General features: G+C 66.9%; 26 protein-coding genes. 21 read left to right on the top strand and 5 right to left on the bottom strand.

Annotated elements, in window-relative coordinates; genetic code table 11:
- Positions 1-4 precede the first annotated feature (4 nt).
- From AC1M0F_RS07100 to rbfA, 11 genes are all read left to right on the top strand, one after another.
- The gene (locus tag AC1M0F_RS07100) at positions 5-901 is read left to right on the top strand and encodes a DUF58 domain-containing protein (protein WP_480237524.1); all 897 of its coding nucleotides are present in this window, start codon (positions 5-7) and stop codon (positions 899-901) included.
- Positions 888-1,361: a hypothetical protein gene (locus tag AC1M0F_RS07095; RefSeq protein WP_480237523.1), complete on the top strand. Its 474-nt coding sequence runs from the start codon at positions 888-890 to the stop codon at positions 1,359-1,361. The genes AC1M0F_RS07100 and AC1M0F_RS07095 overlap by 14 nt, the downstream gene beginning before the upstream one ends.
- Positions 1,352-2,347, top strand: coding sequence for a VWA domain-containing protein (locus AC1M0F_RS07090; RefSeq protein ID WP_480237522.1), 996 nt, complete (start codon positions 1,352-1,354; stop codon positions 2,345-2,347). Before AC1M0F_RS07095 ends, AC1M0F_RS07090 begins: the two co-directional genes overlap by 10 nt.
- Positions 2,344-3,363, top strand: coding sequence for a vWA domain-containing protein (locus AC1M0F_RS07085; protein WP_480237521.1), 1,020 nt, complete (start codon positions 2,344-2,346; stop codon positions 3,361-3,363). Before AC1M0F_RS07090 ends, AC1M0F_RS07085 begins: the two co-directional genes overlap by 4 nt.
- Positions 3,353-4,252 carry a hypothetical protein gene (locus tag AC1M0F_RS07080; RefSeq protein WP_480237520.1) on the top strand — a complete coding sequence of 300 codons (900 nt, stop codon included), beginning with the start codon at positions 3,353-3,355 and terminating at the stop codon, positions 4,250-4,252. Before AC1M0F_RS07085 ends, AC1M0F_RS07080 begins: the two co-directional genes overlap by 11 nt.
- Before the next feature lie 59 nt (positions 4,253-4,311).
- Positions 4,312-6,078: a proline--tRNA ligase gene (locus tag AC1M0F_RS07075; protein ID WP_480237519.1), complete on the top strand. Its 1,767-nt coding sequence runs from the start codon at positions 4,312-4,314 to the stop codon at positions 6,076-6,078.
- Positions 6,079-6,266: 188 nt separating this feature from the next.
- Complete coding sequence (locus AC1M0F_RS07070; protein WP_480237518.1) at positions 6,267-6,797, top strand: GNAT family N-acetyltransferase; 531 nt, start codon at positions 6,267-6,269, stop codon at positions 6,795-6,797.
- Positions 6,798-6,910: 113 nt separating this feature from the next.
- Positions 6,911-7,900 carry a transcription termination factor NusA gene (nusA, locus tag AC1M0F_RS07065; RefSeq protein WP_480237517.1) on the top strand — a complete coding sequence of 330 codons (990 nt, stop codon included), beginning with the start codon at positions 6,911-6,913 and terminating at the stop codon, positions 7,898-7,900.
- The gene (locus tag AC1M0F_RS07060) at positions 7,827-8,204 is read left to right on the top strand and encodes a YlxR family protein (RefSeq protein WP_480237516.1); all 378 of its coding nucleotides are present in this window, start codon (positions 7,827-7,829) and stop codon (positions 8,202-8,204) included. Before nusA ends, AC1M0F_RS07060 begins: the two co-directional genes overlap by 74 nt.
- Before the next feature lie 83 nt (positions 8,205-8,287).
- Positions 8,288-11,083 (top strand): translation initiation factor IF-2, encoded by a 2,796-nt coding sequence (gene infB / locus AC1M0F_RS07055; RefSeq protein WP_480237515.1) that lies wholly within the window; start codon positions 8,288-8,290, stop codon positions 11,081-11,083.
- 103 nt (positions 11,084-11,186) lie between these two features.
- Positions 11,187-11,627 carry a 30S ribosome-binding factor RbfA gene (rbfA, locus tag AC1M0F_RS07050; protein WP_480237514.1) on the top strand — a complete coding sequence of 147 codons (441 nt, stop codon included), beginning with the start codon at positions 11,187-11,189 and terminating at the stop codon, positions 11,625-11,627.
- Positions 11,628-11,656: 29 nt separating this feature from the next.
- Here the strand turns inward: rbfA and AC1M0F_RS07045 are convergent, their stop codons facing one another.
- Positions 11,657-12,532 carry an HhH-GPD family protein gene (locus tag AC1M0F_RS07045; protein ID WP_480237513.1) on the bottom strand — a complete coding sequence of 292 codons (876 nt, stop codon included), beginning with the start codon at positions 12,530-12,532 and terminating at the stop codon, positions 11,657-11,659.
- A 73-nt stretch (positions 12,533-12,605) separates the two neighbouring features.
- On the opposite strand from AC1M0F_RS07045, the gene AC1M0F_RS07040 reads away from it, so the two are divergent.
- A complete protein-coding gene (locus AC1M0F_RS07040; protein WP_480237512.1) occupies positions 12,606-13,280 on the top strand; it encodes a nucleoside/nucleotide kinase family protein in 675 nt (224 codons plus the stop codon).
- A 100-nt stretch (positions 13,281-13,380) separates the two neighbouring features.
- On the opposite strand, the gene AC1M0F_RS07035 is transcribed toward AC1M0F_RS07040, so the two are convergent.
- Complete coding sequence (locus AC1M0F_RS07035) at positions 13,381-14,379, bottom strand: ketopantoate reductase family protein (protein ID WP_480237511.1); 999 nt, start codon at positions 14,377-14,379, stop codon at positions 13,381-13,383.
- Positions 14,380-14,462: 83 nt separating this feature from the next.
- On the opposite strand from AC1M0F_RS07035, the gene truB reads away from it, so the two are divergent.
- From truB to AC1M0F_RS07015, 4 genes are read left to right on the top strand one after another with little or no spacing between them, the layout of a single operon-like run.
- Positions 14,463-15,392, top strand: coding sequence for a tRNA pseudouridine(55) synthase TruB (truB, locus tag AC1M0F_RS07030; RefSeq protein WP_480237510.1), 930 nt, complete (start codon positions 14,463-14,465; stop codon positions 15,390-15,392).
- Entirely contained in the window at positions 15,389-15,757 is a 369-nt protein-coding gene (locus AC1M0F_RS07025; protein WP_480237509.1) for a hypothetical protein, read from the top strand. Before truB ends, AC1M0F_RS07025 begins: the two co-directional genes overlap by 4 nt.
- Before the next feature lie 46 nt (positions 15,758-15,803).
- Positions 15,804-16,256, top strand: coding sequence for a hypothetical protein (locus AC1M0F_RS07020; protein ID WP_480237508.1), 453 nt, complete (start codon positions 15,804-15,806; stop codon positions 16,254-16,256).
- Positions 16,253-17,182, top strand: coding sequence for a bifunctional riboflavin kinase/FAD synthetase (locus tag AC1M0F_RS07015; RefSeq protein ID WP_480237507.1), 930 nt, complete (start codon positions 16,253-16,255; stop codon positions 17,180-17,182). Before AC1M0F_RS07020 ends, AC1M0F_RS07015 begins: the two co-directional genes overlap by 4 nt.
- 16 nt (positions 17,183-17,198) lie before the next feature.
- Here the strand turns inward: AC1M0F_RS07015 and AC1M0F_RS07010 are convergent, their stop codons facing one another.
- Positions 17,199-17,876: a maleylpyruvate isomerase family mycothiol-dependent enzyme gene (locus AC1M0F_RS07010; RefSeq protein ID WP_480237506.1), complete on the bottom strand. Its 678-nt coding sequence runs from the start codon at positions 17,874-17,876 to the stop codon at positions 17,199-17,201.
- Positions 17,877-17,939: 63 nt separating this feature from the next.
- On the opposite strand from AC1M0F_RS07010, the gene AC1M0F_RS07005 reads away from it, so the two are divergent.
- The 5 genes from AC1M0F_RS07005 (at position 17,940) to AC1M0F_RS06985 (ending at position 23,653) form a co-directional block, all read left to right on the top strand.
- On the top strand, positions 17,940-19,145 hold the full coding sequence (locus tag AC1M0F_RS07005) for an MFS transporter (RefSeq protein ID WP_480237505.1): 1,206 nt from the start codon (positions 17,940-17,942) through the stop codon (positions 19,143-19,145).
- A 123-nt stretch (positions 19,146-19,268) separates the two neighbouring features.
- Positions 19,269-20,231: a sugar-binding transcriptional regulator gene (locus AC1M0F_RS07000; protein WP_480237504.1), complete on the top strand. Its 963-nt coding sequence runs from the start codon at positions 19,269-19,271 to the stop codon at positions 20,229-20,231.
- Between the two features lie 25 nt (positions 20,232-20,256).
- Complete coding sequence (deoC, locus tag AC1M0F_RS06995) at positions 20,257-21,267, top strand: deoxyribose-phosphate aldolase (RefSeq protein WP_480237503.1); 1,011 nt, start codon at positions 20,257-20,259, stop codon at positions 21,265-21,267.
- Positions 21,268-21,275: 8 nt separating this feature from the next.
- Positions 21,276-22,796, top strand: coding sequence for an aldehyde dehydrogenase family protein (locus AC1M0F_RS06990; protein WP_480237502.1), 1,521 nt, complete (start codon positions 21,276-21,278; stop codon positions 22,794-22,796).
- The gene (locus AC1M0F_RS06985; RefSeq protein ID WP_480237501.1) at positions 22,793-23,653 is read left to right on the top strand and encodes an aldehyde dehydrogenase family protein; all 861 of its coding nucleotides are present in this window, start codon (positions 22,793-22,795) and stop codon (positions 23,651-23,653) included. The genes AC1M0F_RS06990 and AC1M0F_RS06985 overlap by 4 nt, the downstream gene beginning before the upstream one ends.
- A 243-nt stretch (positions 23,654-23,896) precedes the next feature.
- On the opposite strand, the gene AC1M0F_RS06980 is transcribed toward AC1M0F_RS06985, so the two are convergent.
- Positions 23,897-24,676, bottom strand: coding sequence for an ABC transporter permease (locus AC1M0F_RS06980; protein WP_480237500.1), 780 nt, complete (start codon positions 24,674-24,676; stop codon positions 23,897-23,899).
- Complete coding sequence (locus AC1M0F_RS06975; RefSeq protein ID WP_480237499.1) at positions 24,673-25,707, bottom strand: ABC transporter ATP-binding protein; 1,035 nt, start codon at positions 25,705-25,707, stop codon at positions 24,673-24,675. Before AC1M0F_RS06975 ends, AC1M0F_RS06980 begins: the two co-directional genes overlap by 4 nt.
- Positions 25,708-25,753 lie beyond the last annotated feature (46 nt).

The raw sequence follows: 25,753 nt of genomic DNA, 5'->3' as shown, positions 1-25,753 counted from the left end.
CGACGTGGACGAGCTGCTCCACCGGGTCAAGACACGACTCTTCATTCGCGCACACCGCAAGGTTCGCGGGCTTCTCGACGGCGAGTACGTCTCTCTGTTCCACGGCAAGAGCCTCGATTTCGACGATCTCCGCGCCTACACGCCTGGCGACGACGTCAAGGACATCGACTGGAAGGCCACGGCTCGGGTCGGTTCGCCGTTGACGAAGCGGTACATCGCGGCCAGGAAACACGCCGTCCTCCTCGTCGTCGACACCGGCAGGGACTTCGCGGCGATGGCGGCGGGTGGCACGACGAAACGGGACGTCGCGGTCCTCGCCGCCGGGGTGATCGGGTATCTGGCGGTCCGGCACGGCGACCACGTCGGACTCGTGGCCGGTGACGCCGACACGACAGAGCATGTCGCACTCCGGGGAACCGAATCGCACCTCGAGCGGATTCTCGGCGTCATTCACCGCCGCACCACCCTCGCCGCGGGCCCGAGTCGCCTCCTCAGCCAGCTCGAGTTCGTGAGACGCACCTTCCGCAGGCGGATGATCCTGGTCGTGATCGCAGACGACGGCGCCATCGACGCCGAGCGCACAGAGGAGCTCCGGTTGCTCCGCCTGCTGCATGCCCAGCACGAGATCCTCTGGGTCACGGTGGGGGATGCCGACCCGACGCTCGAGGAATATTCCGAACGCGACATGTTCGACGTGGCGGACGGCCGGGAGCTCCCGCCGTTCCTCCGCAGAGACAGCGCCCTTCGCGCGGACTTCGCCACGGCGGTCGCCACGCGCACAGCGGCATCCGCAGACCTGCTCGACCGGATCGGCATCTCCAGCTGCCGCGTGGCCGGCGACGACGATGTCGTGCCAGGGCTGTTCCGCCTGTTGGAGGTGCACAACCATGCCCGGCGTTGACGGCTACTTCCCGCCCACGTCGTACGATCCGATCTGGGCGATGCTCGGGGTCGTGATCCTCGTCCTGGTCGCCCTCTGGTACGTGTTCGTCTGGTGGTGGTCGAGGCGTAAGCACCGGATGCCGCCGCGTCAGCCCGAGACGAATCCGATCCTCGAGGCCGGGCGGTTGAAGGACAAGTACTACGACCTCATCGAGGAGGTCGAAGAGGCCTGGCGCCGCGACGAACTCACCACGCGGGCCGCCCATCAGAAGCTCGGCACCCTCGTGCGGTTCTTCGTCTTCGAATCGAGCGGCCGGAAAGCGCAGGTGATGACGCTCGAGGACCTCAACCAGGCGAACCTCCGCTCGGTCGCCGACGCCGTCGAACTGTACTACCCGGCCGAGTTCGCACCACTCGACCAGGGTGACGTGCCGCATTCGGCCGGCATAGCGCGTGAGGTGGTGGGCACGTGGAACTGATCTACTGGTGGCTGCCGATCGTCTGGCTCGTCCTCATCGCGGGCGTCGTCGCCTTCGCGCTGTGGCTGCGTGCCCGCAGACACGCCAGGACCGGTGCCGATGCCGTGCCCCTGGCGCACTCCGAGCGGCTCACCGAACTTCCCGCATACCGCGCAGCGCTCGCGCGCTATCGCGCCACCCTGTACGGCGCCGTCGCCGTGCTGTCGATCGTCCTGATCGCGGCGGTCGTGATGAGTTCGCGGCTGGTCAGCATCAGCACCTACCAGCCCGAGATGCGCAACCGTGACATCGTGCTGTGTCTCGACGTGTCCGGCTCGATGATCGACTACGACGCAGCGATCGTGCGAACCTTCCGCGACCTCGTCGACGAGTTCGACGGCGAACGGATCGGCCTCGTCCTGTTCAACGCTTCCGCGGTGACCTACTTCCCGCTGACGAGCGACTACACCTTCGTCCACGAGCAGCTGGAGTACCTCGAGAACGACCTGTCATCGCCGCTGTCCGACTACGAGTTCATCAACGGGACCCTGCTCGGCGAGGGCTCGTCGCTCATCGGCGACGGTCTCGGGTCCTGCGTCATGCGTTTCGACGACATCGAAGCCGAGCGCTCACGATCCGTGGTCCTTGCCACGGACAACTACGTGGCCGGCGAACCGATCCTCACCCTGCCTGAGGCCGGCGAGTTCGCCAGGGACCGGAACGTGCGGGTCTACGGGATCAACCCGGGCGACGTGTCAAGCAAGGACTACATCGCCGAATTCGCCACAGAGATGGAAGAGGTCGTGCTTGCCACGGACGGCGGCTACTACGCACTCGCTGACCCGTCGGCGATCCCGTCCATCGTCGACGGCATCGAGCAGCAGCAGACCACGCGACTCACGGGCGAGCCGATCCTGGTTCGCACGGACGAGCCCACCTGGCCGTTCCTGATCGGACTAGCCGGCACGATTCTGATCATGTATTTCGGATGGAGGCTCAAGCGATGACGTTCTCGCCGATCCTCCCCGTCGGGATGCTCGTGGTCGTGCTCGGTGCACTCGCCCTCTTCGCGATCGTGCAATTCGCGCGGGCACCGCGCAAGCAGGGCGCCTGGCACTGGCTCCTGCGGCTCGGTATGGTGATCCTGCTGTTCGGGCTGGCGCTGCGCCCCGGCCTCCCGACGAACCTGCACCCGCCAACGGCATCCGGCGACGTCGATGTCTACTTCGTCGTCGACACCACGAGCAGCATGGCCGCCGAGGACTACGGAACGGCACAGGAGCCGAGGCTCGTCGGCGTCAGAGCCGACCTCGAAGCGATCACCACCGAACTTCTCGGCGCACGGTTCTCGCTGATCACCTTCGATGCCGAAACGGTGCAGAGGATTCCGCTCACCACCGACACGTCCGCGGTGGTGTCCGGTGTCAAGGCGCTGAACCAGGAAGTGACGGTCTACTCAGGGGGCAGCAGCATCTCCGCCCCCGTGGACTTCATCGCGGACCGGCTCGCCCTGGACGCTGAGACCAATCCAGACAGGACGCGGGTGCTGTTCTACCTCGGCGACGGTGAGCAGACGGTCGCCGAAGCCCCCGGCACGTTCGAGCCCGTCTCCGAGTTCATCGACGAGGGAGCCGTGCTCGGCTACGGGACCGAGGAAGGCGGTCGAATGAGGCAGTTCAGCGGCTACGACTCTGCTGACGCCGACCTTCCGTACATCACATGGTTCAGCGACTCGGGCGAGCAAGAGGCGATCTCCCGCATCGATGAGACCGCCCTTGCGGGCATCGCAGGCGAACTCGGCGTCGACTACCTGCACCGCGACGCGGGGGAGCCGATCACACCGGTGGTAGCCGGGGTCACCGTCGGAGACGTGCAGGCCGGGACCGACCCTGTCGTGAGCACTCCCGAGTTCTACTGGATCTTCGCCATCGGGCTCGGGATGCTGGCGCTCATAGAGATCGCGGTGCTCGCCGGGGCACTTCGCGACCTCCGCCGGCTGGAAGGGGTCCGCCGTGCTGGTTAAGTCGAAGGCACCCGTCGCGCGCACCCGCCGCCGGATGCTCCTGTTCTCGTTGCCCGTCGTGCTCCTCGCCCTGTTCATCGCCTGGAAACTGATCAGTATGCCGGTGCTCGCTGGGCGTGCCATCGACGCATACGACCGCGAGCAATTCGAGCAGAGTGCCGAATCGTCGGATGCCCTGATGTTCCTCAACGTCGTCGAGGACTGGATCCCGTACTTCAACCGCGGAACGGCATTCGCCGCAGGCGAGTCCTATTCGCAGGCGACAGACGACCTTGCGAAGGCTCTGGAGCGTGCGCCGGAGGACCGCCGCTGCGACGTGCGGGTGAACCTCGCTCTCGCCTGGGAGCTACAGGGCGACGCCTACTTCGCCGCCGGTTATTTCGCCGGGGCGGCCTCACTGTACGAGACGGCGAAGGCCGTCATCGATGCCGGCGCAGATGAGGGCTGTTTCGAGCAGCAGCCTCCGCCAGAAGAAGAACAGCCGCCGCCGCCAGAGGAGGAGCAGCCCGACCCGGATGAGCAGGAGCAACCTCCGACGGACGGCCAGAACCCCGACGACCAGCAGCAGCCCCCGCAGGACGGTCAGGAGCCACCTGACGAGCAGGCGGATCCACAGCAGCCTGACGGGCCAGAGGGTACTGAGGAGAAGCTCGAGCAGGCCGATCAGCGGCTCACCGAGAAACTTCGGGAGAGCGGGCTGCAGCGCGAGCAGCAGCAGGACGACGATGGCGATCCTTCGACACCTGACGAGGAGGAGGAGCAGGGCGACGGCGGCAAGGTCGACGAGCTGAGGGACAAGGGCGATGAAGCCGAACAGGAGCGCCAGAACCAGGACTCGAACCAGCGCGGCCAGGACAACAGCCCCGACTACGTCGAGAAGCCGTGGTGACGGCACCCGCCTGACCTGCTGCGGCGGGATGCCGCTCTCCTCGGCGATAGCATGGACGAATGGTTACGCGCCTCACCAACTTCTTCCTCAAGACCCTCCGTGAAGACCCCGCCGACGCCGAGGTGATCAGCCACCGGCTCCTCGTGCGTGCGGGCTACATCCGGCGACAGGCCCCAGGCATCTTCGCCTGGCTGCCGCTCGGTCTGCGGGTGAAAGCCAGGATCGAACGCATCATCCGCGAGGAGATGACGAACGCCGGTGCCCACGAGGTGCATTTCCCTGCGCTGCTCCCGCGCGAACCCTACGAAGTCACCGGTCGGTGGGACGAGTACGGCGACGGGCTGTTCAGGCTGAAGGACCGCAAGGGCAGCGACATGCTCCTCGCCCCGACGCACGAAGAGGTCTTCACCCTGCTGGTCAAGGACCTGTACTCGTCGTACAAGGACCTGCCGCTCTCGATCTACCAGATCCAGGACAAGTACCGTGACGAGGCACGTCCCCGCGCCGGCCTGCTGCGTGGCCGCGAGTTCACCATGAAGGACGCATACTCCTTCGACTACACGGATGCGGGACTCGACGCCAGCTACCAGTCGCAGCGCGACGCGTACGAGCGGATCTTTGCCCGTCTCGGTCTCGAGTACGTCATCGTCAACGCGGATGCCGGTGCGATGGGCGGCTCGAAGAGCGAAGAGTTCCTGCACCCCACCACCGTCGGAGAGGACACCTTCGTCCGTTCGGCCGGCGGCTACGCAGCCAACGTCGAAGCCTGGGTGACAGAGGTGCCTCCGGCGATCGCCATCGAGGGCCAGGCGGCCGCCATCGTGCACGACACCCCGAACACGCCAACCATCCAGACCCTCGTCGACCTCGCCAACGCCGAGCACCCGCGAGTAGACGGTGTCGCGTGGACCGCTGCGGACACCCTCAAGAACGTCGTGCTTGCCCTGAACCACCTCGACGGCAGCCGCGAGCTCGTCATCATCGGACTCCCCGGCGACCGTGACGTCGACCTCAAGCGCGCCGAGGTCGCCTTCGCCCCCGCCGAGATCGAGGCGGCCACCGAGGCGGACTTCGCGAAGCATCCTGGACTCGTCAAGGGCTACATCGGACCCTGGAGCGATGCCGGACCTGTGCTCGGCGAGAAGTCGACCACAGGCATCCGTTTCCTCCTCGACCCTCGCGTCGTCGACGGCACCAGCTGGATCACCGGCGCCAACGCCGACGGCAGGCACGTCTTCGGACTCGTGGCCGGTCGCGATTTCGTCGGCGACGGCGTCGTCGAAGCCGCGAACGTGCGTGCAGGCGACCCCGCACCTGACGGTTCGGGCCCCGTCGAACTCGCCCGCGGCATGGAGATCGGTCACGTCTTCCAGCTCGGTCGCAAGTATGCCGAATCGCTCGGGCTCAAGGTGCTCGACGAGAACGGCAAGCTCGTCACGGTCACCATGGGGTCGTACGGCATCGGCGTCACCCGCATCCTCGCGATCATCGCCGAGCTGAACAACGACGACAAGGGCCTGATCTGGCCTGCGACCGTCGCCCCGTTCGACGTGTACGTCGTGGCCACGGGCCGTGACGCCGCCGTCTTCGAAGCGGCGGACACGGTCGTTGCACAGCTGGAGGAGGCCGGGTTCGACGTCCTCTACGACGACCGCCCCAAGGTGTCCCCAGGCGTGAAGTTCGGCGACGCCGAACTGATCGGCATCCCGAAGATCGTGATCGCCGGCCGTGGAGTCGCAGACGGTCTCGTCGAACTCTGGGACCGCCGCACCGGCGAGCGCACCCCGGTGCCGATCGCCGAAGCTGCCGCCGCGCTCAAGGGCTGACGCCTCTCGTTCCTGAGTTGACCCGAAACGCTGTCCGCCGACCTGGCGGGCAGCGTTTCGGGTCGGTTCGGCCACTTTTCTCGGGGACGGCGCGACCTGCCGGCCGGCGGTGGACGGCATCCGGAGCCATCGGTAACCTGTGAGCCGGGGGCCACCGCCGGCCCGCGCAGCTGAGCGAAGGGGGCATCGTGCTCCAGGGAGACCAGATCCACCTCAGGCTGGTCCGCGAGACGGACCTCGAGCGCATGTACGACTTCCACGAAGACATTCGAAACCGTGGCGAGTTCTACCCGATCGGGGTCTCTGCCTGGCCGACGTTCCGGGAACGCTATCAGAAGACGGGCTTCTGGGAGCCGAAGGAAGGCACCCTGATCATCGCCGGCGACGGTGATGCCATGCTCGGTCACATCGAGTTCTTCGCGACAGTCGACTACCTCGACGAGATCGAGCTCGGCTACATCCTCTATTCGAGCGAGTATGCCGGCCGGGGGATCGCCACCGAGGCGGTGCGGCTGCTCAGCGGTTACCTGTTCGGTCGAACGAAGGTGAACAGGCTCCGCCTCGTCATCCATCCGGACAACAAGGCATCCAGGCGGGTGGCGGAGAAGTCCGGCTTCACCTTCGAAAGCGTGGCTAGGGGCGCGTGGTACCACCAGGGCCGCAATCACGACGTGGAGATCTGGGCGCTGCTTCGAGCGGATAATTCTCGGGGCACCTGATGGTTGCAGGTGCCGTGGCCCGAGTGGTGACGGATGCCGGCGAGGTCGGGTAAGTTAGTAGATCGATCCGCCAATGTTTGCGTGGCGGTGGCAGCTGAATAGAGGGGTACCCGGTGGACATCGATCTCAACGTACTGAAGATGATGGAGCGGGAGAAAGAGATCCCATTCGATGAGCTCGTCGAGATCATCGAACAGGCCATTCGCACCGCGTATGTGAAGAGCCAGACCGAACCGGGCGAAGCCGAGCCCGACGTGCGCGTCGAACTCGACCGCAAGACCGGCCACGTCGCCGTCCTCGTTCCTGAACTCGACGATGAAGGCGTTGTCATCGGTGAAGCCGAATCGACTCCTGAAGACTTCGGGCGCATCGCCGCTTTCGCTGCCAAGCAGGTCATCAACCAGCGCCTGCGCGACCTTGCAGACGACGCGATCCTCGGCGAGTTCAAGGGCCGTGAAGGCGACATCGTCGCCGGTGTCGTGCAGCAGGGTCCCAACCCGCGCATGGTCCACATCGACCTCGGAACGATCGAGGGCATCATGCCCCCCGAGGAGCAGGTCCCTGGCGAGGAGTACCGCCACGGTGCGCGCATCCGCGTCTACGTCACGAGCGTCTCCAAGGGGATGAAGGGACCGCAGATCACACTCTCGCGCACCCACCCGTCGCTCGTCCGCAAGCTGTTCGCACTCGAGGTTCCCGAGATCGCGTCAGGCGTCGTCGAGATCGTCTCGCTCGCCCGCGAAGCCGGCCACCGCACCAAAATCGCCGTCCGAGCCAACGACCCGAGCGTCAATGCCAAGGGCGCCTGCATCGGTGAACTCGGTCGCCGCGTGCGCGCCGTCACCGAAGAACTCGGCGCCGAGAAGATCGACATCGTCGACTACTCGCCGAACCTGGCCACGTTCGTGGCGAACGCGCTGTCGCCGGCCAAGGTGACCAGCTCGTTCATCCTCGACGAGTCGACGAAGGCCGTCCGCGCGCTCGTCCCCGACTACCAGCTGTCCCTGGCGATCGGCAAGGAGGGCCAGAATGCCCGCCTCGCCGCGAAGCTCACCGGCGCGAAGATCGACATCCAGCCCGACTCGATCCTCGAAGACAACTGACACCATCCGGGGAGAAGAGGGACCGATTTCGCGGGGTGCTAGGATGGAACCTGTTAGAACGTGCGTCGGATGCCGCACGCGCGCCGACAGATCCTCCCTGCTGAGGGTCGTCGCCCGGGAATCGGAACTCGTGGTGGACACCACCGCGACGTTACCCGGTCGAGGGGCGTGGCTGCATCCGCAAATCCAGTGTTACCAACTCGCAGCGAAGCGGCGGGCCTTCGGGCGTGCCCTTCGACACAGCGGGAACCTCGACACGGCAGCACTAGAAAATTCAGTACGAGAGAACAGGCTGAACGGCTAATGGACAACTAATGAGCGGCTCGAAATGAGACCCGTCCGTAACTAACGGTCTGCCCTGTCTGGGTGGACCCAGACAGGAGAATTGTGGCTGGAAAACCACGCGTACACGAGATCGCTTCCGAGCTCGGTGTCGACAGCAAGGTAGCCCTTGCGAAACTGAAGGAATTGGGCGAGTTCGTCAAGTCGCCCTCTTCGACCATTGAACCCCCCGTTGCACGGAAGCTTCGTGCTGCCCTCGAGGCAGACGGCGCCAAGCCCGCTGCCGCAGGCGACGGCGCACCCGCAGCGAAAACCGCGGCAAAGTCAACTGCCAAGCCGGGCTCACGCCCCACTCCGGCACCTGCACCCGCTCCGGCACCCGCACCAGCAGCTCCGGCCGCCCCTGAGGCGCCGGCAGCTGAGGCGCCCGCCGCTCCTGCTGCCGCGGAGAAGACCGAGGCTCCGGCTCCGGCCGCTGCCGAGGCTCCTGCCGCCGCACCCGCAGAAGCCGGTACGGATGACAAGGCAGCCTCACCAGGCGGACCCCGTCCAGGCGCACCTCGTCCGGGCAACAACCCGTTCGCCAGTGCGCAGGGCATGGGCCAGCGCCCGACCGGTACGCCGCGTCCGGGCAACAACCCGTTCGCGAGTGCACAGGGCATGGGCCAGCGCCCGGCCTCACCCACCCCGAGCAACATTCCTCGTCCGCAGGCACCCCGGCCAGGGGCACCCCGTCCAGGCGCACCGCGTCCGGGTGGACCCGGCCAGGGCCAGCGTCCAGGCGGTGGCGGTTTCCAGCGTCCAGGCGGCGCAGGCCGTCCGGCCGGCGGCGGCTTCCAGCGCCCAGGCGGCGCTGCAGGCGGCGGCTTCCAGCGCCCAGGCGGCGCACCTGCCGGTGCACCCGGCTCGAACTTCGGTCCGAACCGCCCCGCAGGTGGCGGCGGTCGTGGCCGTGGCCCCGGCGGTGGAACCGCTGGAGCGTTCGGTCGCGGTGGCGGCAAGAGCAAGTCGCGCAAGTCGAAGCGGGCCAAGAGGCAGGAATTCGAGCTCAGGGAAGCTCCGTCGCTTGGCGGCGTGAGCGTTCCCCGTGGTGACGGTACGACCATCGTCCGTCTCCGCCGCGGAGCATCCATCTCGGACTTCGCCGACAAGATCGACGCCAGCCCCGGAAACCTCGTCACCGTGCTGTTCCACCTCGGTGAGATGGCCACGGCGACTGAGTCCCTCGACGAGGCGACCTTCGGCATCCTCGGTGAAGAACTGGGCTACCGGATCCTCATCGTGTCTCCCGAGGAAGAAGATCGCGAGCTTCTCGAAGGCTTCGACATCGACCTCGACCAGGAGCTCGAAGACGAAACCGACGAAGAACTCGAAGCGCGTCCCCCCGTTGTCACGGTCATGGGTCACGTCGACCACGGTAAGACCCGACTGCTCGACGCGATCCGGAACGCGAACGTCGTCGCGGGCGAAGCGGGTGGCATCACCCAGCACATCGGTGCCTACCAGGTGCACGCCGAGCACGAAGGCGTCGACCGCGCCATCACCTTCATCGACACACCTGGTCACGAGGCGTTCACCGCCATGCGTGCACGTGGTGCGCAGGTCACCGACATCGCGATCCTCGTGGTCGCAGCAGATGACGGCATCATGCCGCAGACGATTGAGGCGCTCAACCACGCACAGGCCGCCAACGTGCCGATCGTGGTCGCAGTGAACAAGATCGACAAGGACGACGCCAACCCGCAGAAGGTGCGCCAGCAGCTCACCGAATACGGACTGGTCGCCGAAGAGTACGGCGGAGACGTCATGTTCGTCGACGTGTCTGCGCGGAACAACATCGGTATCGAGCAGCTGCTCGACGCCGTGCTGCTCACCGCTGACGCCGGACTCGACATGCGCGCCAACCCGAACAAGGACGCACGCGGTGTCGCCATCGAGGCGAAGCTCGACAAGGGACGCGGTGCTGTTGCAACCGTGCTCATCCAGTCGGGAACGCTGAAGGTCGGAGACCCTATCGTCGCCGGTACCGCTTACGGTCGCGTTCGCGCCATGGCAGACGAGAACGGCGACGCCGTCGAGTTCGCCACGCCGTCCCGCCCGGTCCAGGTGCAGGGTCTGTCTTCGGTGCCTCGCGCCGGTGACACGTTCCTCGTCACGGATGATGACCGCACCGCACGCCAGATCGCTGAAAAGCGTGAAGCAGCGGAGCGCAACGCCCAGCTGGCCAAGTCCCGCAAGCGCATCAGCCTCGAGGACTTCACCCGTGCACTCGAAGAGGGCAAGGTCGAATCGCTCAACCTCATCATCAAGGGTGACGTCTCCGGTGCCGTCGAGGCACTCGAGGAGTCGCTGCTCAAGATCGAGGTCGACGATTCGGTTCAGCTCCGGATCATCCACCGCGGTGTCGGCGCGATCACCGAGTCGGACGTCAACCTGGCGACCATCGACAACGCGATCATCATCGGCTTCAACGTGCGCCCAGACCCGAAGGCTCGGGAACGTGCCGCTCGCGAAGGCGTGGACATCCGGTTCTACTCGGTCATCTACAACGCCATCGACGATGTGGAAGCAAGCCTCACCGGCATGCTCAAGCCCGAGTACGAAGAAGTCCAGTCCGGTGTCGCCGAGATCCGCGAGGTGTTCCGCTCCTCCAAGTTCGGCAACATCGCCGGTGTCATCGTCCGCTCCGGCACGATCACGAGGAACGCTCGTGCCCGTGTCATCCGCGACGGTGTCGTGGTCGGGGACAACCTTGCCATCGAGTCGCTGCGTCGTTTCAAGGACGACGTCACCGAGGTTCGGACGGACTTCGAAGCCGGTATCGGCCTCGGCAAGTTCAACGACATCCAGATCGGTGACGAGATCGAGACCACTGAGATGAAAGAGAAGCCGCGCGTCTAGGCTCTCGTCGACTGCGGCAGCCTCTTCGGAGGCTGCCGTCGTCGGCTCCCGGTGATGAATTTCCCACGGACCCGACCCGGGTCCCTGGCCGAAGGAGAAAATCATGGGCGAGAACCCACGAGCACGCAAACTGGCTGACCGTATCCAGGAGATCATCGCGAAGCGCATCGAGCGCGGGATGCGTGACCCCCGGCTCGGTTTCGTCACCATCACAGATGTCCGGGTCACCGGCGACCTCCAGCACGCCAGCATCTTCTACACGGTGTACGGCTCCGACGAGGAACGCGCCGACTCGGCTGCTGCTCTCGAAGCAGCCAAGGGGATGTTCCGCAGCGAGGTCGGCAAGAACATCACGGCCCGGCTGACCCCGAGCCTCGAGTTCATCCACGACGCTCTCCCGGAGAACGCCAAGCACCTGGACGAGCTCCTCGCGCAGGCGCGTGAGCGCGATGAGTCCATCGAGGCGCTCAAGTCGACGGCCACATATGCCGGCGACGAGGACCCGTACGTCAAGCCGCGCGTCATCGCGGACGACGAAGACTAGGACACAGACCGACAGGGCTGCGTGCCGCCTCAGGGCAGCACGTAGCCCTGTTTCTGTTCCACGGCCAGCCCGTCGGAGACGAGACCCGCCAGCGCCCGGTCGCGCTGGGCGGCATCCGGCCAGAGCGAATCGATCTCCAGTCTCGTCACCGGCACGTGGGCGGCGCGCAGTTCGGCCATGATGAGCCCTCGTACGTGCCTGTCGCTTCCTTCGTACTTCTTCTGCACGGCCTTCCGCTTTCCCTCGAACGCCGGGTAACCGGCGAGCCGCCACGCGCAGGCATCCGCGATCGGGCACGCCTCGCAGCGGGGGGCCCGCGCCGTGCAGACGATCGCTCCGAGCTCCATGATCCCGGCGTTGAACGCGTGTGCCTCCACGAGATCGTCGGGCAGCAGCGACTCCAGGGCCGCGAGGTCGCGCCGGGCGGACGGCGGCCCTGGCTCACCGTCCCCGTCGACGGCCCTGGCGAGCACTCGCCGCGTGTTGGTGTCGACGACCGGATGCCGGTGGCCGTACGCGAACACGTCGACGGCCCTCGCTGTGTAGTCGCCGACCCCGGTGAGCGAGAGGAGGTCTTCGACGTCGTGCGGCACGACTCCGCCGTACCGCTCGGTGACCTCGACGGCCGCCCGGTGCAGCCACAGCGCACGGCGCGGGTAGCCGAGGTTGGCCCAGGCGCGCACGGCCTCCCCGGCAGGCACCGCTGCGAGGTCGGCCGGCGTCGGCCAGCGTCGGAGCCACTCTTCGAGCCGGGGGATGACCCGGGCGACCGGCGTCTGCTGCAGCATGAACTCGGACACCAGGGTCCCCCAGGCGGGGAAACCGGGTCGGCGCCAGGGCAGGTCGCGGCCGTTCTCGGCGAACCAGCCGATGATCCGGGTGGCGAGGGCTGGCGTGGTGCGCATCGGATCCAGCGTAGGCGACACCGGGCGGTGCTTTCACTTCAGCCGCGAATTCCTGCGGAGTAGGCTCGGGAACATGAGACTTGTCACCACGCCGCGGGTCGACCTCCTGCGCGACCTTCGGACGGAGATCACCCACAACTACCGCGTCGGACGGGTCATCATCGCGGTCGACGGGAGAAGCGGCTCAGGCACGGCCGGGTTCGCAGACGATCTCGCCGAGGTGTTCCGCGAAGAGGATCATGCGGTGTTCCGGGCCACGATCGATGACTTCCACCGGCCACGGGAGGAGCGCTACGCCCGGGGCCGCGACTCGGCCGACGGGTATTACAACGACTCGTTCGACTACTCCCTCTTCAAACGCGCGCTCATCGAGCCGTTCCGGATGGCGGGAAGCACCGGGTTCCAGCTCGTCGGCTTCGACGAGGAACGGAACGTCGGCGAGGAGATGCGCTGGGTCACCGGTCCGAAGGACGCGTTCCTCATCGTCGACGGCGTCTTCCTCCACAGACCCGAGTTGCGCGGACTGTGGCACTACTCGATCTGGCTCGAGGTCCCTGCCGCCGAGGCCTACCAGAGGCTGCAGAAGTCCATCCGGGTCGATCCGCGACCGGATGCCGCATCCAACGCACGCTACGTCGGCGGGCAGGCCATCTATCAGGCCGATTCAGGCCCGCGCACCAGGGCGTCCATCGCCATCGACAACACCGACGAGTCGCATCCGTCGCGGTTGTACCTCGACAGCTGCTGACGGCCAGGCATTCCCGGCGCACTCACCTGTTTCGGACGCACTCACCCCGCGTATCGGGTGAGCAGGTCCGGAAAGAGTGAGTACGTAGGAGATCGGCGGGTCAGCGGGGGAGTCGAGCCAGGACCTCGGCCGGCATCAGGAACCGGCCGGACTCCTCGACCTCGTGCACGAGTGCTGTAAGAGTCGCGTTGACCGGTGCGTTTCGCCCGGCCAGCCTGGCCTCCCTCACGACGGCGCCGTTGAGATAGTCGATCTCGGTGCGCTGCCCGCGCTTGAGCGACTGCAGCGTCGAACCCGGATTCGGCACAGGGCCCATCCTCGCCTTGAACAGGGCCGGCAGCACCTGGCCGATGACGAGGGGGAGTCGGGCGAACAGCCGAAGGCGACGGTCTCCGAGTCCCTGCAGGGCACCGAAACGGATGCCGCGGAGCACGCCGGCACGGACGGCCTCCCGCATGCTCCTGGTCATCACGAGACGCAGCCTGGTGTCGCCGATGACCTCCTGCGCGCTCAGACCGGTGATCGCAGGCAGGGCGTTGATCTGGTTCACCACGAGCTTGGTCCACTGGGCCCCGACGAAGTTTCCGATCGCCCGCAGCCGGAGTGCCTCGCCGAGTTCCGCCTCCCAGCGCAGCACCTCGTCGTCGGGCTCGCCCGTACCGCGGCCGATGTAAGTGGTTGCCGGTGTGGTCACCGTCACCGACCCCGGCTCGAGGTAGGACGCGGCGATGATCGACAGGGCACCGAAGCACGACGAGTCCGGGAGCGCGGCGGCCGCAGTCGCCACCCCGTCGAGGCCGTTCTGGACGACGAGGACCGGCGCGCCGCCGATGCTGTCGCCGTGCTCGGCCAGTGCCGTTGAGGAGTCCTGGGCCTTCACGCAGAGGAGCACGAGGTCCGCCTGGGTGGTGAGGCGCTGTGCGGCCACGAGCCGGGTCGTCTGCCAGTCCCCGAATCCTCCGGAGAGCGTCAGACCGGATGCCTGCACGGCCTCGAGTTGCGCCCCGCGGGCGACCAGGGTCACATCGTGGCCCGCCCGGTCCAGCAGGGCGGCGAAGGTGCAGCCGAGTGCTCCGGCTCCGATCACGGCGATTCGCATTCCGCCAGCCTACGATCCTCGAGGCAGCCGCGGCGTCCGATCCGCTGTGGGAAGATGGTCTGTCGGCCGGCAAGAGGAGTGCAGTGAGTTCCGGAATCCTGCTCGTGGACAAGCCCCAGGGAATCACCAGTCATGACGTGGTCGCGCGTACCCGTCGGCTGGCGGGGACGCGACGCGTCGGCCACGCCGGCACCCTCGACCCGATGGCCACCGGTCTGCTCATCCTCGGCGTCAACTCGTCGACCCGTCTGCTGACGTATCTTGTCGGGCAGGACAAGGAGTACCTCGCGACCATCCGTCTCGGCCAGACGACGACGACAGACGACGCCGAGGGCGACACCGTCACGACGGCGGATCCGGATGCCGTCGCTGGGGTCAGCCACGACGCGATCACGTCAGGTGTCGCGGCCCTGACCGGTCCGATCAGCCAGGTGCCCTCGAGCGTCAGCGCCATCAAGGTCGACGGCAAACGTGCATACGCCCTGGTCCGCTCGGGCGAAGACGTCGTACTCAAGCCTCGCCCGGTGACGGTGTCGACCTTCGAAGTCCTCAGACGGACGGATGCCGCAGGCACGATCGACCTGGACGTGAGGGTCGAATGCTCGTCCGGGACGTACATCCGCGCGCTCGCCAGGGACCTCGGCGCCTCGCTCGGAGTGGGCGGGCACCTCACCGCGCTGCGCCGCACGCGGATCGGACCGTTCGAAGTGACGGACGCCCCACGGCTCGAGGACCTCGACGTCGCGACCAGCCTCATCGGACCGGCAGACGCGGCATCCGTCATCTTCCCCGCAGTCGCGCTCACCGAGACCCAGGCGATCGACCTCGGGCACGGAAAACGGATCGACGCCGACGGTCTCGGCAACATCGGCGAGCCCGGAGCCGACGGCCTGTATGCGGCGGTCGCCCCCGACCACCGGCTCGTCGGGCTGCTGCGGGTGACGGACGGTGTCGCCAAGAGCGCCGTGAACTTCCCCGCAGACGAGGCCGCGTCTGACAAGGCCGCGCGATGATCGAGTGGTTCACGACCATCCAGGTCGTCGTCGCCGTCCTCGCCGGCCTGCTCTGCCTCTCACTCGGTTTCGCGGGGCGCAAACCCAGCGACCTCAGCCTCGGAGCGCTCGCCCTGGTCGAACTCCTGCTGATCGTCCAGCTGGTGGTCGCCATCGTCTCGCCCGCTGCGGGCAACGAGCCGGTGGGCAACGTGCTCGAGTTCTACACCTACCTGGTCTCGGCGGTGATCCTGCCGATCGCGGCCGGGTTCTGGGCGCTCGTCGATCGCAGCAGGTGGAGCACGGTGATCCTCGGAACCGCGGCGCTGGCCATCGCCGTCATGGTCTACCGGATGCAGCAGATCTGGACGACACCGACGCCGTGACAGGCGGACCTGAGGCAGTCCCGATGGCGAATACACTGGTGTGGTCATGACGAAATCTCCTGCGACGACAGACTCAACCACCAAGACCGTGGCACGACCCGCGCGTATCTCGGGCATCGGCAGGGTACTCGTCGTCGTCTACGGCATCCTCGCCCTCGCCGCCACCGGCCGCTCCTTCGTTCAGATCGTCAGCCGTTACTCCGAGGCGCCCGTCGCCTACGCGCTGTCCGCGCTCGCCGCCGTCGTGTACATCGTCGCAACGATCGCGCTCGTCCGGAGCGGCTCCGGCTGGTACCGCGTCGCCTGGATCACCATCGGTTTCGAGTTGGTCGGCGTCCTCGTCATCGGCATGCTCAGCATCCTGGACCCGGAGCTCTTCCCGCATGACACCGTGTGGTCCTACTTCGGCCGCGGCTACCTCTTCATTCCGCTGGTACTGCCGATCCTCGGCCTGTGGTGGCTGGCCAGGCACCGCCCGGCATCCGGTGCCGCTGCATGATCACGTTTTCGAGGCCGGCCGACGTCCCAGATGATTTCGGCCCATCGGCGGTGACCATCGGCAAATTCGACGGCGTGCATGCCGGTCATCGCGCCGTCATCAGCCGACTGCGCGAGGCGGCTGGGGAGCAGGGGCTCCGCTCGGTCGTCGTGACCTTCGACCGCCATCCGCTCGCCCTGCTTGCGCCCGAGAAATGCCCTGCTGCGCTCGTCGGACCGGAGCAGAAGATCGACCTGCTCGCCGGCACCGGGGTCGATGCGACCCTCATCCTCGCTTTCGATCGCGCCCTCTCGCTGCAGAGCCCCGAGGATTTCGTGACGACCATCCTCGTCGACGCGCTGCACGCCAGGCTCGTCCTCGTCGGAAGCGACTTCCGGTTCGGCCATCGCGGCGCTGGGGATGTCGCCCTGCTGACCGAGCTCGGTCGCCGGCACGGCTTCGATGTGGAGATCGTCGGCGACGTCATGCCGAGGGACGGACGGAGGGTCTCGTCGACCTGGATCCGTGAACTCCTCGCCGACGGCCGTGTCTCCGACGCCGCGGTGCTCCTCGGCCACGCCCCCGCCGTGCGCGGGATGGTCGTCCACGGTGCGAAACGCGGCCGCGAGCTCGGCTACCCCACCGCGAACCTCTCCCCGGATTCCGACGGCCTCATCCCCGCTGACGGCGTATACGCCGGCTGGCTGAAGGTCGGCCAGGCCAGGTATCCGGCGGCGATCTCGGTCGGCAACAACCCGACCTTCGACGGCGTGGCCCAGAAGCAGGTCGAGGCCTACGTGCTCGACGAGGAGATCGATCTCTACGACCAGGTCGTCGAGGTCCAATTCGTCGAACGGATCCGCGGCATGGTGGCGTTCACCGGTATCGAGCCTCTGATCGTCCAGATGGGCGATGACGTCGAACGCGTGCGCCAGTTGCTCTCCTGAGTCGGGCCGAGCAGTCCTACGCGAGCCCGGGTGTCGGTGCCGGCGCAAAGATGGCCGATCGCTGAGGTGGCTGCATCGCCTTCCTGCCGTTGAGGAACAGGATGATGCTCGCGGCATCCGCCACGATCTCCGACCCGGTTCCGACTCGCCAGCCGGCGTCGGCCGCAACGAGGGTGCGGTGCCGCAGCAAAGCCCTGGTGTGCCGTGACGCGGTGACCGCGCTGATCGTCGCGACCTCGTAGGTGGTCTCGGCACTGAACGGCAGGCGGACGTCCAGGGGGTGGAGCGCGTCGTAACCGTGGACGACGGCTTCGACGAGTTCGCCGGGGTTGCGCCGACCGCGACCGGCGGCCTTGTCCCTCGCCACGGCCCGCAGCCTGCGCCTCAGATCGTCCGTGCCGCCGCTGTCCGCGATGCCGCGGGCGATGTCATCGAACGACGCCATCGGGTTCAGGTGGCGCCCGGTCACAGACGCGCGCACGACATCGCCGGCGAGCTTCAGCGATGGAGTGCCCACCCGCCAGACCAGGTGGGCGATCGCATCCTTCACGCTCCAGCCGTCGCACATGCTCGGGGTCGTCCACTGTGAGGCGGTGAGGCGGTCGAGGCCGTCGCAGACGATGTCGAGTGCGTCGGCGATCCGTTCACCGCGCGCAGAGGCGGAGCGATCTGAGCGTGAACCGGGGGCAGACATGCCCCCACCATACGCGGGTCCGCTCGAGGCGGTCGAGCGCCATGAGCGGCCTAAGCTTGACGGGTGACTGCCGCCGAACGCCCCCTTCTCGCCGGGCGCGTCCTGGCCTTCGTCGGCATCATCCTCGTCGCGGCGAACCTCCGCGCGGCCGTCAGCGCTCTCTCGCCCATCCTCGGGCGCGTCTCCGCCGAGATCCCGCTGAGCGCTGTGGCGATCGGCGTCCTCGGCGCCCTCCCGCCGATCTGCTTCGCCGTCTTCGGCATCGTCACCCCGATGCTCGTCCGTCGGGCCCGCCTGGAACCCGTGCTGATCGCGGCGCTCGCGGCGATCTTCGCCGGGCACCTGATCCGCAGCACCGCAGGGAACGTCGGCATCCTCCTCCTCGGGAGTGCCGTCACGTTCGCCGGGCTCGGCATCGGCAACGTTCTCCTGCCGCCGCTCGTGAAGAAGTACTTCCCTGACCGGATCGCCCTCCTCACCACCCTCTACGTGACCATGCTCTCCGTGAGCGCGTTCATCCCGCCCCTGATCGTCGTCCCCGTCGCGGATGCCGCAGGCTGGCGCGTGTCGCTGGGAATGTGGGCGGTCGTCAGCCTTGTCGCGGTGATCCCATGGATCAGTGCGCTGGTGCATGGGCGTCGGAACGGCGACAGGAGCGTCGTCGAGGAGGCGCGCTCGGATGTCGTCCGCGGGCTCTGGCGCTCGCCGCTCGCCTGGGCGCTCACCGCGGCATTCGCCGTCTCCTCGATGAGCGCGTACGCGATGTTCGCCTGGCTCCCCGTGATGTTGCAGGACATCGCCGGGATGGACGAGGCGACCGCGGGCGCAATGCTGTCCGTCTTCGCGCTCATGGGATTCCCGGCCGGCCTGCTCATCCCCGTGCTCGCCAGCAGGATGAAGAACGTCGCGCTCCTGGTCTATCTCGCCGTCTGCCTGTTCGTCGCCGGGTACCTCGGCCTGCTCTTCTTCCCCGCGACAGCGACCATCGTGTGGGTGGCGCTCATCGGTCTCGGACCGCTCCTCTTCCCGCTCGCCCTCGTACTGATCAACCTGCGGACACGGACGCATGACGGAGCCATCGCGCTCAGCAGCTTCGTGCAGAGCGTCGGCTATTTCGTCGGCGCGCTCGGGCCCCTCGTGGTCGGAATCGTGCACGAGGTGACCGGCGGATGGACGGTGCCGCTTCTCATCCTTCTCGTGCTCGCTCTGGCCGTCACCGCCGCCGGGCCCGTCCTCGCCCGCGGAGGCAAGCTCGAAGACGGAGCCTGACGGCCCAACATCCGGGGGAGCGGGTGTCGTCCTCCTGCTCATATGAGCAGGAACCCCTACGAGTGTTGATATGAGCACGGCCTCCACCTACGCTGGAACACGACCAGGGTGAAGGGAAAAGCGTTGACGACGATCGATAACGACGAACTGCTCTCCATCCGCGCAGCCGAGCTGTATTACGACGAGAACAAGACGCAGGACGAAGTCGGAGCGATCCTCAAGCTCACCCGATGGAAGGTCGGTCGCCTCCTTGCGTCCGCCAAGGAGAAGGGCTTCATCCGCATCGAGATCGTGCACCCGCGTGCTCGCCGGCTCACCCTCGAGCGCACCCTCACCGAACGTTTCGGTCTCTCCGATGCCATCGTGGTGCCGACAGCAGGCACCAACGGAGCCGACGACCTCCGCGCCCGCGCCGCTCAGGGCGCAGCCGATTACCTGGCGAGTCTCCGACCCGTTCCCCGCACCCTCGGCATCAGCTGGGGTCGCACGCTGCACGACGTCGCCGAGCACCTCGCAGAGGACTGGGCGACCGGCGTGAACGTCGTCCAGATCAACGGAGGTGTCAGCGTCAACCAGCGCGCGGGAACCGCTGCCGCCACGGCCTTCGAGATCGCACGGAAAGCATCCGGCCAGGCCACTCTGCTGCCGAGCCCGGCGATCCTCGAACGTCTGGAAACCAAGCAGAGCATCGAAGCCGACCGCACGGTGGCCGGAGTGCTCAGCATGGCGGCGAACGCCTCGGCCTACCTCTACAGCGCCGGTGTCGCCGGCGCCGACTCCGCCCTCGTCGAGAGCGGATACCTCACAGGGGCCGACGTCGACGAACTCGTTCGACGTGGTGCCGTCGGGGACGTCGTCGGCCGGTACATCGACGCCGCAGGGATGATCGTCGACCCGTCGTTGAACGAGCGAACCGTCGGTATGAGCCTCGACACTCTCCGTAACGCCCAGACGAGCATCGCGGTCATCGCGGGCGAAGGAAAACACGCCGTCGCCCGCGCCGTCGTCACCAGCGGGCTCTGCACCGTACTCGTCACCGACGAGGGCACGGCCCTCGATCTGCTGAATCCCGAATTTTCGGCCTGAACCGGCCACCGCACAGGAGGAATCCATGACAGACACCCAGAAGGCCGTGGTTCCACGGCCGACGGCGCTCGAACTCTTCGACGGCCCCGTCACCGACGCGAGCCTGCGACGCTACCTCGAGGGCATCCCCGGGGTCGACGCCGTCGGCCTCGAGCAGCGCGCAGCCGGCCTCGGCACGCGCTCGATCAAGACCACATCGAAGAAGTGGGCGCTCGACACGATCATCGAACTCATCGACCTGACCACGCTCGAGGGTGCCGACACCCCGGGCAAGGTACGGTCGCTCGTCGCCAAGGCGGTCACGCCGGACGCCTCCGACCCGTCGACCCCGAGGGTCGCCGCGGTCTGCGTGTACGGCGACATGGTCCCGTATGCCGTCGACGCGCTCGGCTCCCACCACTCAGCAGGCACCGACTCGGGTATCAACGTCGCCGCTGTGGCGACGGCGTTCCCGTCCGGAAGGGCCTCGCTGGCGATCAAGCTCAGCGACACCGCGGATGCCGTCGACGCCGGTGCAGACGAGATCGACATGGTCATCGACCGCGGCGCGTTCCTCTCCGGCCGCTACGGCCAGGTCTACGACGAGATCGTCGCCGTCAAGGAGGCCTGCCGCCGATCAGACGGCAGCTACGCCCACCTCAAGGTGATCCTCGAGACCGGCGAGCTCAACACCTACGACAACGTCCGCCGCGCATCCTGGCTCTCGATCCTCGCCGGTGGCGACTTCATCAAGACCTCCACAGGAAAGGTCGCCCCTGCGGCCACCCTCCCGGTCACGCTCCTCATGCTCGAAGTCGTGCGCGACTGGCACCGCCTCACCGGAGAGAAGATCGGCGTCAAGCCGGCCGGAGGCATCCGCACCTCGAAGGATGCAATCAAATACCTCGTGACCGTCGCCGAGACCGTCGGAGAGGAGTGGCTGCAGCCGCACCTGTTCCGGTTCGGCGCGTCGAGCCTCTTGAACGACGTCCTGCTCCAGCGGCAGAAGATGACGACCGGGCACTACTCCGGCGCCGACTACGTCACGATCGATTAAGGATGACCATGAGCTTTCTCAACTACGCACCAGCACCGGAATCGACCGCGATCCTCAACCTGAGGAGCGAGTACGGCCTGTTCATCAACGGTGAATTCGTCGACGGACACGGGACCCCGTTCCAGACCATCTCCCCGGCCACCGAGAAGACGATCGCCACGATCGCCTCGGCCAACGACGAAGACGTGGATCGCGCCGTCGCCGCCGCACGCAAGGCGTACGACAAGACCTGGTCCAGGATGTCCGGCGCCGACCGTGGCAAGTACCTGTTCCGCATCGCCCGCCTCGTCCAGGAGCGCGCCCGTGAACTCGCCGTGGCCGAGAGCCTCGACAACGGCAAGCCGATCAAGGAGAGCCGCGACGTCGACGTGCCGCTCGTCGCCGCCTGGTTCTTCTACTACGCCGGCTGGGCCGACAAGCTCGACTACGCCGGTGCAGGCGCAGGCCCCGCTTCGCTCGGCGTCGCAGGCCAGATCATCCCGTGGAACTTCCCGCTGCTCATGCTGGCGTGGAAGATTGCGCCTGCGCTCGCTGCCGGAAACACCGTGGTGCTGAAGCCGGCCGAGACGACACCGCTCACCGCGCTGCTCTTCGCCGAGATCCTCCAGCAGGCAGACCTCCCGCCCGGTGTGGTCAACATCATCACCGGTGCCGGCGCAACCGGATCCGCGCTCGTCAACCACACCGATGTCAACAAGATCGCGTTCACCGGATCCACGAATGTCGGCCGGGGCATCGCGAAGGCGATCGCAGGCACGGACAAGCGGGTCACCCTCGAACTCGGCGGAAAGGCCGCGAACATCGTCTTCGATGACGCGCCCATCGACCAGGCCATCGAGGGAATCGTCAACGGGATCTTCTTCAACCAGGGCCATGTCTGCTGCGCAGGCTCGCGTCTCCTCGTGCAGGAGAACATTCACGACGAGGTCGTCGACCGGCTCAAGGAACGCCTGTCGACCCTCCGCCTGGGAGACCCGCTCGACAAGAACACCGACATCGGCGCGATCAACTCGGCCGCCCAGCTCGAGCGCATCAAGACGCTCAGTGACGTCGGAGAGGCCGAGGGCGCCGAACGGTGGAGCCCCGACTGCGTGCTGCCGACAGACGGCTTCTGGTTCGCGCCGACCATCTTCACGAACGTGTCGACCAGTCACCGGATCGCCCGTGAGGAGGTGTTCGGGCCTGTGCTGTCCGTGCTGACCTTCCGTACGCCGGCCGAGGCCATCGCCAAGGCCAACAACACTCCGTACGGCCTGTCTGCTGGTATCTGGAGTGACAAGGGCAGCCGTATCCTCGCGGTGGCAGACAAGCTCCGCGCCGGCGTGATCTGGGCGAACACCTTCAACCGCTTCGACCCGGCCAGCCCGTTCGGCGGGTACAAAGAGTCCGGCTACGGCCGTGAGGGCGGTCGTCACGGACTCGCCGCGTACCTGAAGCCGGCCGGAACGCCGCGCGCCGTCACGGCAGCTCCGGCAGCCGACGTCACCGAAACCGCAACGATCACGAAGAAGAAGGGGAGCGACAAATGAGCCGCCTCGCCGTTCCCAAGACCTACAAGCTCTACATCGGCGGAAAGTTCCCCCGTTCGGAGTCTGGCCGCACCTACGAAGTGGTGACGAAGAAGGGCGCGTTCCTCGCGAACGCAGCCAAGGCATCCCGCAAGGATGCCCGTGACGCGGTCCTCTCCGCCCGCGGCGCCCTGTCCGGCTGGGCGAACGCCACCGCGTACAACCGCGGCCAGGTGCTCTACCGCATCGCCGAACTTCTCGAGGGTCGTCGTGCGCAGTTCATCGACGAGATCGTCCAGTCTGAGGGCGTCTCGACCGCCGCAGCAACACGTCAGGTCGACGAAGCCATCGACCGCTGGGTCTGGTACGCCGGATGGGCAGACAAGTACGTCCAGGTCACCGGCAACGCGAACCCGGTCTCCGGCCCGTACTTCAACCTCTCCGTACCCGAGCCGACCGGTGTCGTCGCCATCGTCGCCCCGCAGGACTCGTCGCTGCTCGGCCTCGTCAGCGTCGTCGCTCCTGCGCTGGTCGCCGGCAACACCGTCGTGGTGCTCGCATCCGAGCGGCTGCCCCTCTCGGCGATCAGCCTCTCAGAGGTGCTCGCGACGAGCGACGTCCCCGGCGGTGTCGTGAACATCCTCACGGGATCATCGGCCGAAGTCGCACCGTGGCTGGCGTCGCACGCCGACGTCAACGCCATCGACCTGACCGGCGCAGCTGCGCTCGACTGGGTCGACCTCGAGATCGCCGCAGCTGAGACACTCAAGCGGGTGCTCCGCCCAGAGGGTGGAACCGACCTGGCGGCGCCGAGCCTCGACCGGATCACGGCGTTGACAGAGACGAAGACCGTCTGGCACACGAAGAGCCTGATCTAGTTTTGCTGGGGTGTGTGGGGCTGAGGAGTGTCTGCTCCTCAGCTCAGACATTGAGTGGTCGGGCTGACGAGTGTCCGCTCCTCAGCTCAGACATTGAGCGTGTAGCGGGCCCTCCGGCCGCGGACGGCCTCCGGACCCGCTACACGCTCAAAACTCGACACCCCGCAGACACTCCTCAGCCCCACAGGTTGACGATCACACGACGTTCGCGCGGGACTCAGGGCCGACCGGTCCCTCCAGCGGTCAGTGGCTCTTCTTCATCGCCGTGATCCCGACCAGCAGACCGACGATCGCGAGAAGCGTTGCTGCCACGAACCCCGCGAGAACATCGGGTGACCCGAAGTCCCCTGCGAACAGCGCGCGAGTCGCTCCGACCACGTAGCTGATCGGGTTGAACGCCGCAGCCACCTGCATCCATTCGGGTCCCTCTTCGATGGGCAGGAGCATCCCGGACAGGATCATGAGCGGGAAGATCAGCGCCTGCTGCACCGCCCAGAACATCCAGTCCTTGGCGCGGCTGGCAAGGGCGAGGGCATAACTCAGCGCACCGAAGCCCATCCCGAAGATGGCGAGCAGCACCAGCGACACCACCAAACCGGCGACGTTGAGCTGGAACCCGAACGGGATCGTGACGAGCGCGATGACGGTCGCCTGCACGATGATCGGGACCATCTCCTTGAGCGCCCGGCCGACGAGCAGCGCCGACCGTGCGATCGGGGCGACGAGTGTGCGTTCGTGCGACCCGGTCTGCATCTCGTAGAGCAAGTTGGAGCCGGTGGCGCTGGTTCCGAACAGGGCGATCATCACGAGGATGCCTGGGACGAACCATGCGAGCACGACAGAGACCGGCTCGCCAGATGATCCGATCAGAAGCGGCCCGAACAGGCCGAGGAACACGACCGGCTGGAGCAGGCTGAAGATCAGCGAGAACGGGTCGTGCAGCACCGGCTGGAGCTCGCGCCGGAACACGTTCCAGGTGTCCCGCGCCACATGGGGTCTGGCGGGAAGGGCGATCGCGGTCATGAGGACACCTCTGCATTCTGGGGGGATGCCGACGGATCGGCGGTCGGTTCGGTCGCGCTGTCGTCGCGAAGGCTGCGCCCGGTGAGGGCCAGGAACACATCGTCGAGCGTGGGCTGGCGGAGCGCCGCAGTCACGGGCGGAAGTCCGGAGTCATCGAGGTCGCGGATGATCCGCGGAAGCACGCCTTCGCCGTGCTCGAGGGTGATCTCGAGGGTGCGCTCGTCCGCTGCCGATCGCGCCGTCCTGGTACCGGGAATCCATGACCGGACGAGGTCGTCGGCACGGGCAGCCTCGGCCGGAGAGCCGAAACCCACGCTGATGACGTCGCCGGCCAGCCTGGTCTTGAGCGCGGGCGCGGTGTCGTCGGCGATCATCCGTCCCGAGTCCATCACCATCACGCGTTCGGCGAACTGGTCGGCTTCCTCGAGGTAGTGGGTGGTCACGAAGATCGTCGTTCCGTGTTCCCGCCGGAGGGTCAGGATGTGTTGCCACAGGTTGGCCCTGCTCTGAGGGTCGAGACCGGTCGACGGCTCGTCGAGGAACAACAGTTCGGGGGAGTGGACGAGACCGAGCGCGATGTCGAGGCGTCTCTTCTGGCCTCCACTCAGCCCGAGGACCGCGCGCTTCTCCAGCCCGGCCAGGCCGAGCGACTCGATGAGCTCATCCGCCCGCTTCGCCGTCGCCGGGCGGGTCATCCCGTAGAACGCCCCCTGGTAGAGCAACTCATCCCTGACCCGGTGATTGTGGCCGCCGCTGTTTCCCTGCCCGACGTAACCGATCCGCGACCGAACGTCGGCCGGCTGCCTGAGGATGTCGAAACCCGCGACGGTCGCTGACCCCCGCGTCGGGGGAAGGAGGGTGGTGAGCATGCGGAGGCTGGTGGACTTGCCCGCACCGTTCGGGCCGAGGAACGCGACGAGCTCGCCGCGTTTCACCTCGATGTTGAGGTCGGTGACGGCGTCTGTCGTGGTCTTCTTGACCCGGAACTGCTTGCCCAGGTTCGAGGTGCTGATCATGGTGTCGTTCGTCATGAAAACAACGGTAGAAGGGAAAGAGGTCGCTTTCTGTCCTCTTTGC

Source organism: Mycetocola sp. Y719, from assembly GCF_056713205.1.
Note: the sequence above shows the minus strand (reverse complement) of the source record. Positions and strands in the feature narration are given on the sequence as shown.

Excerpts from the sequence above, each read along its gene's own strand:
- rbfA (WP_480237514.1), top strand. The coding sequence starts at position 11,187 with ATGGGCGAGAACCCACGAGCACGCAAACTGGCTGACCGTATCCAGGAG.
- AC1M0F_RS07075 (WP_480237519.1), top strand. The coding sequence starts at position 4,312 with ATGGTTACGCGCCTCACCAACTTCTTCCTCAAGACCCTCCGTGAAGAC.
- AC1M0F_RS07095 (WP_480237523.1), top strand. The coding sequence starts at position 888 with ATGCCCGGCGTTGACGGCTACTTCCCGCCCACGTCGTACGATCCGATC.
- AC1M0F_RS07035 (WP_480237511.1), bottom strand. The coding sequence starts at position 14,379 with ATGCGAATCGCCGTGATCGGAGCCGGAGCACTCGGCTGCACCTTCGCC.
- AC1M0F_RS06975 (WP_480237499.1), bottom strand. The coding sequence starts at position 25,707 with ATGACGAACGACACCATGATCAGCACCTCGAACCTGGGCAAGCAGTTC.
- AC1M0F_RS07015 (WP_480237507.1), top strand. The coding sequence starts at position 16,253 with ATGATCACGTTTTCGAGGCCGGCCGACGTCCCAGATGATTTCGGCCCA.
- AC1M0F_RS07040 (WP_480237512.1), top strand. The coding sequence starts at position 12,606 with ATGAGACTTGTCACCACGCCGCGGGTCGACCTCCTGCGCGACCTTCGG.
- AC1M0F_RS07010 (WP_480237506.1), bottom strand. The coding sequence starts at position 17,876 with ATGTCTGCCCCCGGTTCACGCTCAGATCGCTCCGCCTCTGCGCGCGGT.
- AC1M0F_RS06980 (WP_480237500.1), bottom strand. The coding sequence starts at position 24,676 with ATGACCGCGATCGCCCTTCCCGCCAGACCCCATGTGGCGCGGGACACC.
- AC1M0F_RS07045 (WP_480237513.1), bottom strand. The coding sequence starts at position 12,532 with ATGCGCACCACGCCAGCCCTCGCCACCCGGATCATCGGCTGGTTCGCC.
- AC1M0F_RS06990 (WP_480237502.1), top strand. The coding sequence starts at position 21,276 with ATGAGCTTTCTCAACTACGCACCAGCACCGGAATCGACCGCGATCCTC.
- AC1M0F_RS06985 (WP_480237501.1), top strand. The coding sequence starts at position 22,793 with ATGAGCCGCCTCGCCGTTCCCAAGACCTACAAGCTCTACATCGGCGGA.
- AC1M0F_RS07020 (WP_480237508.1), top strand. The coding sequence starts at position 15,804 with ATGACGAAATCTCCTGCGACGACAGACTCAACCACCAAGACCGTGGCA.
- AC1M0F_RS07060 (WP_480237516.1), top strand. The coding sequence starts at position 7,827 with ATGCCCGCCTCGCCGCGAAGCTCACCGGCGCGAAGATCGACATCCAGC.
- deoC (WP_480237503.1), top strand. The coding sequence starts at position 20,257 with ATGACAGACACCCAGAAGGCCGTGGTTCCACGGCCGACGGCGCTCGAA.
- AC1M0F_RS07085 (WP_480237521.1), top strand. The coding sequence starts at position 2,344 with ATGACGTTCTCGCCGATCCTCCCCGTCGGGATGCTCGTGGTCGTGCTC.
- AC1M0F_RS07025 (WP_480237509.1), top strand. The coding sequence starts at position 15,389 with ATGATCGAGTGGTTCACGACCATCCAGGTCGTCGTCGCCGTCCTCGCC.